This is a genomic window from Halobacteriovorax sp. DA5, assembly GCF_002903145.1.
In the GTDB taxonomy this organism is placed as follows: domain Bacteria; phylum Bdellovibrionota; class Bacteriovoracia; order Bacteriovoracales; family Bacteriovoracaceae; genus Halobacteriovorax_A.
Genome location: NZ_PPDJ01000008.1, coordinates 148,202 through 163,906 on the forward strand (window position 1 = coordinate 148,202; position 15,705 = coordinate 163,906).

15 protein-coding genes and 1 other RNA gene are annotated in these 15,705 nt (G+C 34.7%); 1 reads left to right on the forward strand and 15 read right to left on the reverse strand.

The window, feature by feature from the left end; translation table 11 throughout:
- Nucleotides 1-33: 33 nt before the first annotated feature.
- From C0Z22_RS11500 to rsmH, 8 genes are all read right to left on the reverse strand, one after another.
- Nucleotides 34-501 (reverse strand): hypothetical protein, encoded by a 468-nt coding sequence (locus C0Z22_RS11500; RefSeq protein WP_103218521.1) that lies wholly within the window; start codon nt 499-501, stop codon nt 34-36.
- Nucleotides 502-594: 93 nt separating this feature from the next.
- Nucleotides 595-1,977, reverse strand: coding sequence for a UDP-N-acetylmuramoyl-L-alanine--D-glutamate ligase (gene murD / locus C0Z22_RS11505; RefSeq protein WP_103218522.1), 1,383 nt, complete (start codon nt 1,975-1,977; stop codon nt 595-597).
- Between the two features lie 3 nt (nt 1,978-1,980).
- Nucleotides 1,981-3,057, reverse strand: coding sequence for a phospho-N-acetylmuramoyl-pentapeptide-transferase (gene mraY / locus C0Z22_RS11510; protein ID WP_103218523.1), 1,077 nt, complete (start codon nt 3,055-3,057; stop codon nt 1,981-1,983).
- A 25-nt stretch (nt 3,058-3,082) separates the two neighbouring features.
- Nucleotides 3,083-4,393, reverse strand: coding sequence for a UDP-N-acetylmuramoyl-tripeptide--D-alanyl-D-alanine ligase (murF, locus tag C0Z22_RS11515; RefSeq protein ID WP_103218524.1), 1,311 nt, complete (start codon nt 4,391-4,393; stop codon nt 3,083-3,085).
- Nucleotides 4,390-5,703: a Mur ligase family protein gene (locus tag C0Z22_RS11520; RefSeq protein WP_103218525.1), complete on the reverse strand. Its 1,314-nt coding sequence runs from the start codon at nt 5,701-5,703 to the stop codon at nt 4,390-4,392. Before C0Z22_RS11520 ends, murF begins: the two co-directional genes overlap by 4 nt.
- Complete coding sequence (locus tag C0Z22_RS11525) at nt 5,696-7,618, reverse strand: penicillin-binding transpeptidase domain-containing protein (protein ID WP_103218526.1); 1,923 nt, start codon at nt 7,616-7,618, stop codon at nt 5,696-5,698. The genes C0Z22_RS11520 and C0Z22_RS11525 overlap by 8 nt, the downstream gene beginning before the upstream one ends.
- Nucleotides 7,619-7,623: 5 nt before the next feature.
- Nucleotides 7,624-7,956: a hypothetical protein gene (locus tag C0Z22_RS11530; protein WP_103218527.1), complete on the reverse strand. Its 333-nt coding sequence runs from the start codon at nt 7,954-7,956 to the stop codon at nt 7,624-7,626.
- Nucleotides 7,957-7,973: 17 nt separating this feature from the next.
- Nucleotides 7,974-8,981: a 16S rRNA (cytosine(1402)-N(4))-methyltransferase RsmH gene (gene rsmH / locus C0Z22_RS11535; RefSeq protein ID WP_103218528.1), complete on the reverse strand. Its 1,008-nt coding sequence runs from the start codon at nt 8,979-8,981 to the stop codon at nt 7,974-7,976.
- Nucleotides 8,982-9,126: 145 nt separating this feature from the next.
- Between rsmH and C0Z22_RS11540 the strand changes: the two genes are divergently transcribed.
- Nucleotides 9,127-10,353 (forward strand): triacylglycerol lipase, encoded by a 1,227-nt coding sequence (locus C0Z22_RS11540; protein ID WP_103218529.1) that lies wholly within the window; start codon nt 9,127-9,129, stop codon nt 10,351-10,353.
- Here the strand turns inward: C0Z22_RS11540 and C0Z22_RS11545 are convergent.
- From C0Z22_RS11545 to C0Z22_RS11575, 7 genes are all read right to left on the reverse strand, one after another.
- On the reverse strand, nt 10,342-10,935 hold the full coding sequence (locus tag C0Z22_RS11545) for an ATP/GTP-binding protein (RefSeq protein WP_103218530.1): 594 nt from the start codon (nt 10,933-10,935) through the stop codon (nt 10,342-10,344). The genes C0Z22_RS11540 and C0Z22_RS11545 overlap by 12 nt on opposite strands.
- A 10-nt stretch (nt 10,936-10,945) precedes the next feature.
- Nucleotides 10,946-11,437 carry a hypothetical protein gene (locus C0Z22_RS11550; protein ID WP_103218531.1) on the reverse strand — a complete coding sequence of 164 codons (492 nt, stop codon included), beginning with the start codon at nt 11,435-11,437 and terminating at the stop codon, nt 10,946-10,948.
- 9 nt (nt 11,438-11,446) lie between these two features.
- A complete protein-coding gene (gene recR / locus C0Z22_RS11555) occupies nt 11,447-12,040 on the reverse strand; it encodes a recombination mediator RecR (RefSeq protein WP_103218532.1) in 594 nt (197 codons plus the stop codon).
- A gap of 12 nt (nt 12,041-12,052) precedes the next feature.
- Nucleotides 12,053-12,367, reverse strand: coding sequence for a YbaB/EbfC family nucleoid-associated protein (locus C0Z22_RS11560; RefSeq protein WP_103218533.1), 315 nt, complete (start codon nt 12,365-12,367; stop codon nt 12,053-12,055).
- A 14-nt stretch (nt 12,368-12,381) separates the two neighbouring features.
- Complete coding sequence (gene dnaX, locus C0Z22_RS11565) at nt 12,382-14,193, reverse strand: DNA polymerase III subunit gamma/tau (RefSeq protein ID WP_103218534.1); 1,812 nt, start codon at nt 14,191-14,193, stop codon at nt 12,382-12,384.
- 71 nt (nt 14,194-14,264) lie between these two features.
- An RNA gene (gene ffs / locus C0Z22_RS11570) (signal recognition particle sRNA small type) lies at nt 14,265-14,361 on the reverse strand.
- Between the two features lie 43 nt (nt 14,362-14,404).
- Nucleotides 14,405-15,673: a hypothetical protein gene (locus C0Z22_RS11575; protein WP_146037880.1), complete on the reverse strand. Its 1,269-nt coding sequence runs from the start codon at nt 15,671-15,673 to the stop codon at nt 14,405-14,407.
- Nucleotides 15,674-15,705: the final 32 nt, after the last annotated feature.

The following is a 15,705-nucleotide window of genomic DNA, read 5'->3' on the forward strand; positions in this document are numbered from 1 at the left end:
ATGCAGTATAAATATAAGAAGCTGTGCGTTGGATTACTTGATGTACATCTGAGCAAATTGTCTTATTGGATCAAATCCACGCTCATCAAAACAAGTATAGGCGTTGAATGGATCCAGACCTTCTCTTTGAATGATACTTAAAACGCACTCTCTTTCTTTTTTATTTTTAACTAATGCCGCTACTGTTACGTGAAAACTATTCACACTACTGTGGTAATACTTGGCCACTTCACGAATACTTGCATAAGTCTCTGCGCTCTTCACATATGTACAAGCATTAAACTCAACTAGGCTTAAGGCCCTTCGATTATCTAAAATATCTGTTAAGCATTGGTACTGATACTTTGTTGTAATTTGCGAGCATTGTTTTTTAAAACGAAATTGATTGTACTTTGTTAAGCGCTTATCAACTAGATTTTCACAGACTTTTACATAATCTGGATTAGCTTTGATTTGAGTAGAAAAAATAGAAACAAAAATAAAAAATAACAGAACCTTCATGACGAGATCATATGACTTAAAACTTGTTCTGTATTAGGCATAAAAAAAATGCCTGCATTAAGCAGGCATTTCTATAATTATTATTTCAAAAAATTACAATTGATAAACAAGTTTTTTGAAGTAGTTCCCACGCTCTTCGTAATCTCTAAAGAAATCCGTTGCAGGGTTACCTGGTGAAAGAATAATCGTGTCACCAGTTCTCGACTTTTGATAAGCAAATAGAACAGACTCTTCAAAAGATCCAACAATGAAAGTTTGTGGGTGCTCACCAAGAGCACGGTTCATTCTTTCTTTTGCCTCACCAACTAGAACAATGATTCTTGTCGTTTGGATTAGCTCATCAGTGAATGCTTCATACTCAAGTTCTTCAATGTCTTTCCCACCAGCAATTAAGATAACAGGAGTTTTAAACGCCTTAGTTGTCTCAACTAGTGTTCTCATATCAGTAGCTTTTGAATCGTTATAGAAAGATACACCGTTCTTTTCCATTAAGAATTCAATTCTGTGTGGAATTCCTGGGAATTTTGTTACACATGTTTGAATTGCTTCATCAGAAAGGTCTAGTGCCTTACATGCAGTGATAGCAGCTAGTAAGTTTTCACGGTTGTTTTGACCAATGATTCTCATTTTCTTAACAACAAATTCTGAGTGGTAATTGATATTTGAATGGATACGACGATCGTGGAAGTGCGTTCCTTGAATCTCTTCCATTACACCAAGCTTAACGAATGACCTTCTCGAGTACCAATAAGTTTGGCAATTTGCATTTCTAAAGAAGCTATTATTTGCAAGCTTATCGAAGTTAACAATTAAAGTGTCATCAGGAGATAAAGTCTTAATGATACTTAGTTTTGTTTCCATGTACTCACCCATCGACGTGAATTGTCCTTGTGGGTAAGTATCTGCGATATCAGTAAAGACAACCATCTTAGGGTGGAAGTCTGTTAGACGTCTCATTTGTACTGCTGAAACTTCAACAACTACGTAATCGATTTCATCTTTGTTTGGAAGCATTGAATACTCAATAAATGGACTTTCACTTGTTCCACCAACGAATACATTCTTTCCATCTTGTCTTAGAGTAAATCCAATCATGTGTGCTACAGTTGTACGACCATGAGATCCACAAACAGCGATGATTGGCTTACGGCAAAGCTTATTACCAAGAGCGAATTCTGAGTAAACCTCTTTACCTTCACGTCTTGCAAGCTCTAGTTGTGGCATATTCGGATCAACCGATCCAGAGTACACAACAACGTCTGCATTAATAAAGTCATCGTCAAGGTGTTCACCAAAAGTCATTTCAACTGCTGGCTTAATCTTACGAAGTTTCTTAACTGCTTTATTGAGATCGAAGATAGGTTTAATATCTGTTACTCGAATATTACATTCAAGACGATTAAAGAAGTTTATGAGTCTGAAACCAGTTTTTCCAATACCTACGATTAGAATATTCTTGTTTCTAAATCTATCCATTAATTACCTCATCTTCAAAGTTGCGATTGCTAGAATCGCTAAAAATATACTTATAATCCAAAATCTAACAATTACTTTTGGCTCGGCCCAACCGAGCAGCTCAAAGTGATGATGTATCGGCGCCATCTTAAAAATTCTCTTCTTGCGAGTTTTATAAGAAGCAACCTGTAAAATTACCGAAACTGCTTCGGCAACAAAAACACCACCAATAATAACAAAAAGTAATTCACTTCTTGTCAGTACGGCCATTGTCCCTAGTGTACCACCTAAGGCAAGGGACCCCACGTCACCCATAAAAATCTGAGCTGGGTATGTGTTATACCATAAAAATCCAACGCCTGCACCGACGATTGCAGCACCAATGACAGCTAATTCACCAACATTTTCAACGTACGGCACAAAAAGGTATGATGCGATCTCTCTGTGACCTGTTGCATAAGCAATAAAGCCAAGAGTTGCTGCAGATGTGATAATTGGACCGATGGCCAAACCATCTAGACCATCCGTTAAATTTACGGCGTTACTCGAGCCGACAATAACGATGGCACCAAAGATGACAAAGAAACTCATCAAATTAAAAACTGGCCCCTTAACAAAAGGAACGAATAGTTGTGTATCAATGACATTAAAATGGACCATTGCAAATACCGCAATAAGCGCTGTTGCAAATTGCCATATAAGCTTACCTCTGGCCGAAACACCTTTTGTATTTCCTTTAGAGATCTTTGCGTAATCATCAATAAAGCCAAGAACGAAATATGATGCTGTAACACCACAAGTGATAAGAACTGGAAGAGAATTAAAATTACCAGTTATTAACAGAGTCAACAGAATCGTACCCAAGATAAAAACACCACCCATTGTTGGAGTTCCGGCCTTTTTTAAGTGAGACTCTGGTCCATCATCACGAATCACTTGTCCAAACTGCTTTCGTTGCATGAAGCCGATAAAGTACTTACCCCAAATAACTGAGATAACTGTCGCGAGCAAGAAGGCCACAACTGTTCTAAATGTGATGTATTTAAAAATATTAAATGCGAAGAATTCATCCCTTAAGGGATAGAGGAAATGATACAGCATGTAATCACCTGGTTTTTAAATTATATTACATAGTTATATCTATTAGCCTCTCTAGTTGTAAAGAACGAGAAGCTTTTAAAAAAATATAATCGTACGAATTTAATACTGATGGCCAATTTGGGATGAAATCATCAAGATTTTTAAACGTTTTAGACTCGCCGCTATATTTATTTGCATAAAATTCTGAAAATCGTCCAATAAAGATAGCATCCTTAATCTTTAAATCATTTAAGAGCTCTGCTATTTCTTCATGATGCTCTTGGGTCTTATCCCCCAACTCATTCATGTCACCAATTACAAAGATAACATTTTTTTGAGATGGAACTTGTTTTGCAAACTCTGTGATCGCTAACTTCATAGAAGTTGGATTTGCATTGTATGCATCTAAATATATTTTTGAATCATTAACATTAATCCACTGCGCTCTTTTATTTTCTGGCAGCCTCAGTTTTTTAAGTTCATGAAATAAACTTAATGAAAAAATATTTTCTAAAATAAAACAGGCAGCTTGAACATTCCAGCGATTGTATGATTCCTTAATAAACTCACTTTCAAACTCACATACATTATCTGAAGAAACAGGAATAATCTTATCAGTAATCGCAAGTGTTGCTAGTTTTTCATCTTCCATATTTAAGAAGAATTTCTTCCCATGATCTTTTACCCAACGATAAAGAGCAGACTTCTCTTTTAATACTCCATCAAGATCAATAAGGAATTCTGTGTGGGCATGGCCAACATTTGTTATATAACCATAATCAGGTTGAGCTATTTCACAAAGAACTTCAATCTCACCAAAATGATTTGTTCCCATCTCAACAATCGCAAATTTGTGATCATCTTTAATTGAGAATATTGTGAGTGGCACTCCTATATGATTATTTAAATTTCCCTGAGTACAAATAACTGCATCATGAAGAATAGATTTTGCTAAGGAAAACAATAATTCCTTTGTCGTTGTCTTTCCATTTGAACCAGTTAGTCCAAAAACAAAACCTCCATTACTCTTCCATTCAGTAATTCTATATTTTGCAGCTTCTTGGAGAAATGAAAGGCTGTCATTAACAAGAAAGAAACATGTCTCAGTGTATTTATTTGAAAGAGTTTTAATTTGTTCTTCTCTCTCAAGCGAATAAGTTAGAACAATCGATTTCGCGCCATTTTTAATGGCATCCTCTATAAAGTCATATGCATCAAAGCGCTCACCTTTTAGAGCTACAAATGTATTTTTTCCATTAGGCATACGCGAGTCAGTTGATAGAAGAATTTCACTATCTAAATCCTTACCAATCTTTTTTACTAGACCAGTGATTTTATTAAAATCTGAAATTATCATAATTCACCTAATGCACTCTTTACTTCTTCTATATCACTAAAGTGGTGTTTTACACCTTTAATGTCCTGATACTCTTCATGTCCCTTACCTGCAATAATCACTGCAGTAGGACGTTTATATTCTCTTACATATTTATGAATTGCTTCTTTTCGATCAACAACAACATCGACTTCGCTTTCATTGCCCTCAAGAATATCATTAATAATATCTGAAGGTTCTTCAGTTCTTGGGTTATCACTTGTAACGACAACCTTGTCACTAAACTCAAGTGCTGCTGCAAGCATCTTTGGACGTTTTGTACGATCGCGATCGCCACCACAACCAAAAAGAGTAATAATGTCATAAGAGGCAAAATGCTTTTTTGTTTCACGACAAATATTTACAATAGCATCTGGAGTATGTGCGTAATCGACAATAAATACACTATCGCCTTTTCTAAAAAGATTAAATCTTCCTTTTGGTAAAGATAGCTTTATATTTTTATTTAACTTAATACCGCAAGCTCTTTCACATAGAGCAAAGGCAAGCTCTAAGTTATCTATGTTATAGCTGAGGTTAAATTCCTCTCCATATAAATTCTTAGTCTCTGGGGCTAAATCAAAATCTAACTTATCTTGGAATTCATTTTTTTGTGAGCGCGGTATGATAAAGTTTGTATCACAATACTTAGCAAATTTTGCTTTGGCATTAAAGTAAGATTCCATTGTTCCATGATAGTCGAGGTGATCTTGAGTAAAATTAGTCCAACCTATCGAATCAAACTTCATTTTCTTAACACGCTCTTGCTCTAATGCGTGAGAACTAACTTCTAAACAAAAGTAAGTAATATTTTTTAACTTGAAAATTATTCTTCGTAGGTCAATGAAAGAAGGTGTAGTAGCTGATAAGCTCTCCATGATTTCACTTTCATTTTTAACGACACCTACAGTACCAATACAACAAGCATCTAAATTATTTGCATTCAAAATTAACTGACACAAATGAGCAACCGAAGATTTTCCATTCGTCCCAGTAATACCAATTAACTTCACTTCACGATTTATAGGATATAGCTCTTCTACAAGCTCTTCTTGTAATTTATAAAAATCATTATCATCTACTACGAGAGTTGTAATATCTGAGACTTCTCTATTTGTTATAACAAGTCCTGCACTTCCTTTTTGATAACGCTCACGAAAAAGGGCCATAGCCTTTTCATTGTCATGAATACGATAAAAAGCAATATCACAAGGTTTTGCTTGATCAAGATTGGCAGTTAAGTCGCTTAGACCTTTTAATATAATTTTATATTTTGAGATTAATTTATTCATATGTTGGTGGTGCGTACTTAAGCTTTACAATGACTTCTCCATCGCGAGTACTTCCGGCTTCAGGTGTTTGTTCCTTAACAACACCAACTCCGATATGACTTAAGTCGATTTCTAACTTTTGCGCCAGTGCCATTGCAGACTTTTTATCAAGGCCCACAAAATTTGGAACTGTGCCACGTCCAGTATAGCGCTTAGCTGATTGAACCCTCTTTACAGAGTCGAATGCAATATCGTTCTTATAAGCTTCATTCTCAGCTAGACCTTCAAATTCTTTATTTTTGTAAAGTAGGTATTCAGTTACTTTTCTAAAGACCGGTCCTGCGACAGAGTTTCCATAATATGATTTACCACGCGCTGGTTTATCAACATATGAGTAAACGACAAACTTCTTCTTAACTCCTACTGGAAAGCCTAGAAATCCAGGAATATAACCAGTATAACGGCCGTTATTATCAGCTCTTTGTGCTGTTGACGTTTTTGCAGCAATTTTAAAATAAGGAATTCTTCCTTTTCTCGCAGTTCCTCTCTCAACAGTATTTACCATCATATCTGTTATAGATTTTGCAATCTCTGGTGGTAGAACTCTTTTTGACTTAACTTTCTTCGGGTCATCAACTTTTAAAATTGTAGGTTGAACATAAACACCGTCATTTGAAATTGCTGCAAAGGCTGCAAGCATTTGAATTCCAGTTGTAGCAACGCCTTGTCCGAAACTGATATTACTTAATGACAGAGGCGATACATTTTTATCGTCTGTAAAAATTCCACGTGACTCAGCAGGAAGTTCAATTCCTGTCTTCTCACCTATTTTGAATTCATTTAGAGTTTTCTTTAATTTTGGAAATGTTAAATCAAAGGCAATTTTAGTTGTTCCAATATTAGATGAATACATAAGAATTTCTTCGACAGAAAGCCATTCAAATTTCTTTCTTGATTCAGCTTCTTTAATAATATGATCTTCAACTTTTAAACGGCCTTGTTCGCAGTAGTAATTAGTATCGGGACGAACAACCTTATTTTCTAAGGCAGAAGCTAATGTTAGAACTTTAAGTGTTGAACCAGGTTCAAACGGATCACTAATAAACGCCAATTTACGATCACTACTTTTTGAGTCACCAACATCATTAGGATCAAATGTAGGATAATTGGCCATTGCAATGATTTCACCTGTTTCGGCATCCATTACACCAACACCACCACGTTTCGCATCAACATTCTCTACGGCTTCTTTAATGGCCTTTTCAGCAACCGCTTGAACTTCTTTATCGATCGAAAGATAAACATCGTTTGCTCTTTCCGTTGGGATATTTTGACTTACATATCTTACTGGACGACCTTTATTATCCTTAAAGTATTTAATAATTTGTGGCTCACCTCTAAGTTCTTTATCAAATCGGTGCTCAATACCAGCAAGCCCATTATTGTCTAATCCAACAAAACCTAGTGTTTGAGCAGCTAACTCATGGTTTGGATAAATCCTCTTTGGTATCTCTTCAATATAAATACCCTTAAGTTTTTTAATCGCGGCAACCTGCTCTTCTGTTAACTTAGATTTTCTGGTAATCCAAGTAAAACGATTTCTCTCAAGAGCTTTCTCAGCTATGCCCTCTAATTCCATTTCAGGTAGAATGGCCTTCAATTTTTCATAAACTTTCTTATCTGAAATATTCTTAGGAATTGTGAAGATAGAATATGTTCTAATATTGATAGCAAGAGGATTTCCATTACGATCATAAATATGGCCACGTCTAGGAAAGACTTTTCTCTCTCTAAAGAACTGCTTCTTAGATTGTGATAATAAATGTCCGCGATCGACTACTTGAATACGAAATGCTTTCACAAGTATAGCAACAAATGCAATTGTGAAAATTACGTATATAACTTTTAATCTGTTCTTTAAATTATTATCACTCACTATATTTACTTCTTAGCTGGAACAACAATAATTTGATGCTGCTTCGGCTGTGCTAAGTTATAGTTACGGGCCATCTTTCTTAAATTCGATACAGATAGAAGTCTAGCTTTTTTAGCTTTCAACTCTTTGCCCTCAACTTTAATTCTCTCTACTTCTTTTTTAACTGTTGCGATTTCATAGTTCAGTTCTATCCCTTTCATTCTAAAAAGAACAAATAAAACTGTAATCACAACTAAACTAAGAACAATTGGTAAACCTTGTGAACTTAAAACTATTCCTTTTAGCTTTGATCCAATACCATCACTCTTAGATTTTGTTCGACTCATCCTTGAGGCCATTTAACAATCTCCTATTGTTACTCATTTTCAATCTTTGAAAACTTTTCGTATTTATTCTTCGATTTCTTACTCACGACTCTTTTAAGAATTCTAAGCTTAGCACTTCTTGATCGAGAGTTTTCAGCAATCTCTTCATCACTTGGGATAATTGGCTTTTTAACTTCATTTTCAAAAAGCATTTCTCCAAGTCCATTTTTTTCATAATCTTTAAAAAGTTTCTTCACTATTCTATCTTCTAATGAATGAAAACTTATAATTAATATTCTACCACCAATCTTTAATAATGGTAGCACCTGATTAATTACATCGGTTATTACATCAAGCTCGCGATTAACTTCGATTCTTAACGCTTGAAAACATTTTGTTGCTGGATGGATTCGACCAAATTGTAATTTCTTCGGATAACAATCTTTAATCAATTCTGCTAACTGAAAAGTTGTATTAATCGGGCCATTCTTATCCCTTTCAAGGACAATTCGCTCAGCGATTCTCCAAGCGTATTTTTCCTCACCATAATCTCTAAAAAGATTTGCTAAGTCTTGGGCAGAGTATCGATTGATAATATCTTTAGCGGTTTGAATACTGTCATTATCGTAATCCATTCGCATATCAAGCGGCGCATCAACACGAAAAGAAAAACCACGTGAGCCTTCATCAAAATGGTGAGAAGAAACACCTAAATCAAGAAGGACACCATTGAGTCCGCCATTTTCTTTTACGAGATCAGCATGGTTGCCCATGACAATATTTTCAAAATGACAAAAGTTTGAATCGTGTAAGAAGAGTCTGTCCTCAACACCGTTTTTCTTAATTAATTCACGTCCATTTTTTAACGCATCAGGATCTTGGTCGAAAGAAATTAACTTGGCCTTAATATCTCTTTTTACAATTGCTAGTGAGTGGCCTCCGGCCCCAAATGTGCAATCAGCAAAAAGTAATTGATCATGTTCTTCACTATCTAAATAAAGATAGTCGAGACATTCTTTTTTTAAGACCGAATAGTGCTCTTTATATTCATCAACCATTAAATAACCTTATTTTACAACTAGTTAGCAGTTACAATTTACACGAAAAAAAAGTGAACAAACTTTTATTATCTTTCATTTATTTGACTTGTATACACTACCAATGCCAAAATTTTACATCTAGCGCAAGGAATTTAAAAGAACTATGAGAGATACTGATTTAATTTTAAATAAATATATTGAATCAAAAGTTTTAGATTTTAAGAATCGTGTTAACGCATATAACGCTAGAAAAAATTATTCTAAAAGCTTCTTAAACTCTGCAAAAGAATTAACTAAATCAGATCTACTTGAAAGATTTAATTTAGTTAAGAATAATCTCTCACCTAATGAAGCACTTAAGCTTATGCGAAATCTTGTTACCTCAAGTGCTTGGATTAGCTTTTCAACTGCTCGTTATATTCATTCACTGACTAACTTCAAAAGCTTTGATAATAAATTTGATTTTGATAAGGTCAATTATCGTTTCTTCAACGATTTAAAGGCACGTAAACCGATAGAACTTACAGATGAAGAAATCTTTAAAATAATCTACAACGAAGTAGAATATGCAAAGTATCATCCGACATATATTTCTAACCTAGACGAGCCAAAGACAGATATTACTATTGTTCTAGTTCCAGGAGTATTCAATGAGTTATTCTCTACTCCTTCATTCGAGAGAGCATGTCAGCACCTGAAAATGAATTATAATATTAAGTATTATACTCCAGAAGTTAACGGTTTTGATAATTGCTTAAAAAACTCTAAGTCACTGCGTGATCAAATCTCTCAATATGTAAGTGAACATCCAGATGAAAAGTTGTGGTTAGTGGCATTTTCTAAAGGTGGACTAGACTCTCTTCATTACTTAACAGAATATAGTAAAGAACAAGACTCGATTATAGGACTTTCTACAATTGCTTCTCCTATCTTGGGATCAAATTCATTTAATAAGAAATTTATTAAAACGCTGAATCTTATTCATAATTTCTCTGATTCAAAACTCTATCAACTCATTGATGGTAAAAAAGATATTTTAGCAAAAGAAATGCAAAAATCTCTCTCTTCAACTTTTCGAAGGCCATGGATGAGAAATAATCACGAAAAACTAAATCCAAATTTATTTTATACATCGATTGGATTTTCTTCAAAGTGGTACGAGAGTCATCTATGGATGATGTTAATGAAAATGTTCATTAGAAGTAAAAATGACAATGACGGAGTTGTTGATACGGAAAGCTCTTTATTTCCCTACTACTTTGAACGAGGAATTAAGCTAGGTATCCTTGATGGCCACCACCTCATTGGGAGAAGATCATCTTTCTACTGCCAAGAGGCACTAATCGAAGCTCATATTCACTTTTTAAAATATAAAGGGCTACTCTTTTAAGCCGCCCTTTAAATTCATTAGTACTAATTTTGACATTACTTTTAGGGTTTCAAAGACACCCACACCCTTAACTGCAACAGCATCAAATGCTGGCCTTTCATCGGCATTGAGTGTTTGATTCATATCTTCTACTGGTGTTACGTTTGGTAGATCTCTCTTATTCCATTGAAAAACAATTGGAATTTGATCAATATCGTAACCCTGTTCAGTTAAATTCGCTTCAAGACTTTTTAATGATTCAATATTAGCTTCCATTCTCTCTAGTTGAGAATCTGCTACAAAGATCACACCATCAACACCACGAAGAATTAACTTACGTGAAGATTCATAGAAAACTTGACCAGGAACTGTATATAAGTGAAAGCGAGTTTTAAATCCTCTTATCTCACCTAGATCAAGTGGTAGGAAATCAAAGAAGATTGTTCTCTCATTTTCAGAATCGAGAGAAACCATCTCACCTTTATTTCCACCAGCAGTTTTCTGATATATGTATTGGATATTCGTTGTCTTACCGCCAAGACCTGGCCCGTAATAAACGATCTTACAATTAATTTCCTTCGTATTGTAATTTACAAAAGACATCTGGCCCCCGTTATCCTAAAACGCCTGCAAAGAGGTCATCGACTTCGTTATCACTAATATCATCAAATAGAAAAACCTCATTTGGATCACTATCCCCTGATAAGTGTGCTTCAATAAATTCTGGAAGCTTCGATTCAATACTTCTAATTCTTGATTTTAATTTGGCCGGATTATCGACATCAAAATAGATAAGGCTTAGATAAATGTCATCGAAAAGTCCTGAGAGCTTTGTTATATAAATCCCTTTTGATGAAGTCGCATAATTAAATCTAAATTCATCTTGTGTTTCTTCAGGGATAAATTGAGAAAGAACTGAACTTGCCTGCCATACACCAGCAATTAGTGCACCAGCAGTATCACTATCGAAATCAGTTTCAACGCTTTTAAATGAATAAAGTGGTATTCCATCTTGTCGACAGACAATCAATCCACTATTTACAAGAGAATCTAGTCCACTATATTCTCTAAAAAACTCTTGAATAACGACTTCAATGTTATCCATAAACCTTCCTTACATTTTGGTTTTATTTTCTAATGCCTTAGATATAGTCATTGTATCTAAGTAGTCGAGATTCCCTCCCATAGGAATCCCGAAGCCAATTCTATCAACATTAACTTCGTCTGAAAGTACTGATTTTATGTAGCTACAAGTAGCGTCGCCTTCAACAGAAGGACCAATAGCAAGAACCACTGATTTGATTTTTAACTCATCAACACGTTTTTTAAGCTTATCAATATTCAGTTCCGCTGGACCAACTCCAAGAAGAGGATTAAGAACTCCACCTAGAACATGATACAATCCGCGATATTGGCCACTTCTTTCAATGGCCATATAATCTGTAATAGACTCAACAACACAAATCTCTGTTGATTCTTTACGATGAATATCACTACAAACTGCACAGATATCTTCATCCGCAAAAACGCCACATTGATTACATTTTTTTAATTCTGCTAATTCATTTAGTGCGATTGCAAAGTCGCTTAACTCTTCTTTAGTCCACTTGGCCAGGCTGAGAACATGTCTTAGAGCACTCTTCTCACCGATACCAGGTACTTTAGAAAATGAATCAACAAGATTATTAATTCTTTCAGGTAGTTTCATTAAGTTATAGCCTTAGAAAAGTCCTGGAATGTTTAGACCGCCAGTTACCTTACTCATTGCATTCGAAACCATATCTTGAGACTCTTTAATAGCCTGGTTAACAGCAGTTAAAACAAGATCTTCAAGAGTTTCGACATCATTCGGATCTACTGCTTCAGGATCAATTTTGATAGCTTGAATTTCTTGCTTACCAGTAATTGTAATTTTAATAGCTCCACCACCTGAAGATACTTCAAGCTCACGCTTTTCAAGTTCTTTTTGAAGTGTACTAATTTTTTGCTGCATTTGTTGAGCCTGTTTCATTAGGCCTTGCATTCCCTTTGCCATTTTATTCTCCGATTTTATTCATCTTCATTTAAGATAATTTTATCAATTTTAGAATTAAATATTGAACTGGCCAATTGAAGCATTTCATCACCTTCAATTTCCTTTCTTTGATTTTGCTTTTCAATATTTTCATTTTCTATATTAATTTCAAACTTTGATTTAAAGTCTGTCTCTTCTGCTTTTTTCTTTTCAACTAATTCAATAGAAAGATCGATATCCTGAACTTGAAAATAACTTCTAAGATGCTCTCTTACCTTTTCAAGTGTTTCCTGATTATTCATATGATCGTAAAAAACTTTTGCGCCAATAGGATAACCAATAAGAAGTGATACCTTTTCGAGCTGAACAACAAGATCGCCAATTAAGTTACCTTGTTCCATGTTGGCACCCATTACTGGTGATGTCTTTGCCAAGTAAGCAAGAAATCCATCCCATGTTCTTGGACCTTCAATAACAACTTCCTCAACGGCCGAAACTTCATTAATTTCTTCGGCTTCAACGACTTCTTCAGTTGATTGTTCTACTGGTTCTATAGGATCATCAAAAATAATCTTATGAGGTTTTGTAACTTCTTCAACTTTAGGCTCTTCAACTATTATTTCAGCCTCAGATTCTATAACTTCAATTTTTTCTGGTTGTGGTTGTGGCTGTGTTTGAATTTCACTAGTATTTACTTCATCAGCTTGGGCCACAACTTGGGCCTTAGGCTTTCCCGCAGTATCCTCCACTTGGGTATCTGCAATAATTTGATGTCTTAATGCTACTTTTCTCATCGCAAGCAGAGTTGCATCTGTTGGGATGATTGATTCAAGCGTCCAAGTAAAATCTTTAGCAAGAGTCTCATAAACCCAGTAAAGCTCTGCTCGTGTCGTTTTATCAAAAATTTCACCATCAACTTTTGATAAAACTCGTGATCTATCATTGAAATCTTTAGCAATAACGATTGAAAAAAGGTTTTCAAGAATTGATTTCACAATATTTTGAAGTGAGATATTCTGTGAGATCAATGCACTAAACATATTTGTTAACTCTTCTACATTACCAGAAAGAGTTGAATCAATTAGTGTTTTAATAGAGCTAAGTTTTGCTATCCCTAAGGCTTGAGCAAAAATATCTTCATTAATATCTTGGCCGTAAGAGAAACTTAAAACTTGATCAAATAGAGAAAGAGTATCTCTAAAAGATCCGTTCCCTAATTTTGCAAGTGTTTCAATTAACTCTGAATTAGCAAAAGTAATATTTTCAAGTTTTGCAATATTAACAATGTGAGACTTTAATTCCTCAACTGTTGCATTAACAAAATCAAAGCGCTGACATCTTGAAAGAACAGTTCCAAGTAACTTTTCAGGCTCTGTCGTTGCCATTAAAAATATGGCATGTTCCGGTGGTTCTTCTAATGTTTTTAAAAGTGCATTGAAAGCACTATTAGAAAGCATGTGAACTTCATCAATAATATAAACTTTATATTTTCCACTAGAAGGAAGATAAGAAATATTACTAATTAACTCTCTAACATCATCAACACTATTATTAGATGCACCATCGATTTCAATTACATTCATCGAAGCTGCAGAATCAAAATCATGACATGCATTACATTCACCACATGGATTTTGGTTTTCATCACGAGCTTCACATCTTAATGCTTTTGCAAAAATTCTTGCTATTGTTGTCTTACCAATTCCACGAGTACCAGAAAAAATATACGCATGACCAAGTCGATCTTCTCTTAAAGAATTAACTAAAGTTTTAACAATATGTTCTTGCCCAACAAAATCTTGAAATTTTGCAGGACGATATTTTCTGGCCAAGACCTGATATGACATTGAGCACCATCACTTTATATGATTTTAAAAATTTTACTTGTTAACTATAGGAAAAATTATAGGTATTGGAAAGGGGCAGCCGATACAAACACAATGCAACAAAGGTTACCGTTGCTTCGTTCCCGACCTGGCGGAGTTAGCCCCGCTGCATTTGTCTGACCGGCTACCGTCCTTGAATATAATATTTATCTTAGCACGATGTCAATGAAAGCTAGTATTTAATGATAATCGTCTCACCTTTCAGACTCACTGAGTCGGAATTAATGAACTTCATAACAAATTTTAAAACGAATTTTGTTGCTGTCATACCAGCAACACGGGCCCTATCAACTTTAATACGTACTTCTCGTTGATCAGGATGGACATCCAATTTACCAGCGGCCTTAAAATTAAATGTGAAAACAGATTTCAACTTGGCCTTCATACTAAAATGACCATTTGCAACAGTGATTTTCAAATCACGGATACGATTCTTATCTGACTCGGCCTTATCTTCACTAATCTTTTGAATACTGAAATCAGATCTTCTCAGACAGCCTTCATAAATAGAGACTGCATCAACTTCTTTATCTGTTGGCTCAATCTTCACACATCGAGCTTCTATTTTTGTGAAAGTGAACTCACCTTTCTTCGTTCTTGCCTCTAGCTGGTTAGCAATTAGACCAAGGTGTTCTCTCTCAAAATATACTTGGCCATCAAAAACATTAAACGGCATTCCTTCTCTTAATAACTTAATCTCTTTCCCGGCAATTCGTGACTCTTCTAGGCAGCCAGCAAAAATTAAATCAATATTAAAAGCATTAATATTAGGATCTTTATAACAGTTAATATTTATATTCTTAAAGTTGATCGAGCTATTTAATAAATTACCCGTAGCGCTTTGAGCGTCAATGACTATGCTATCTTCAGTAAAGGCAACTTCTTTTCCTCTAATGTTTACATTCGATTGACTCGTACTATTTTGCTTAATTTCGACAATTGCAAATTCCTTACCTTCAAGAGGTTTGATATGCATATCTTTCAAGCAAATCTCATCAAGCTTAAATGTAAACTCATCACTCTGACATTTAATATCAACATCTTTGATATCAAAAAGGAATTGATCAGCACCAATGCTTAACTGAGGTCCATTAGCAAAGAATCCAGACTGTGCAAATTCAATTTTCGCTTCCTTTGCATAGATCATGTTAAGAAAATCAATTTCTGTAAACTGAGGTAGATGTGTTGTTAGGTTCAAATTATCTTTTTTGAAATTGATTCTGTTATTAAATAAGAAAGTATCAACTAAAAATAATTCCCCATTTTCAGCTAAATCAAATTCCACTGCATCATACTTAATATAAACATCTCTAGCATGGGCCTTTCCACCAAGAAAATCACTTCCAATTGCTCTATTAAGATTGATTGAATCAACCTCAAAATACATTGAATTTGCCATGCACGAAAGTGCGAATGTTGCAGGTAAGAAAAATTTAAACATATGTTATATGTTCGATAAATAACGTCAGAATG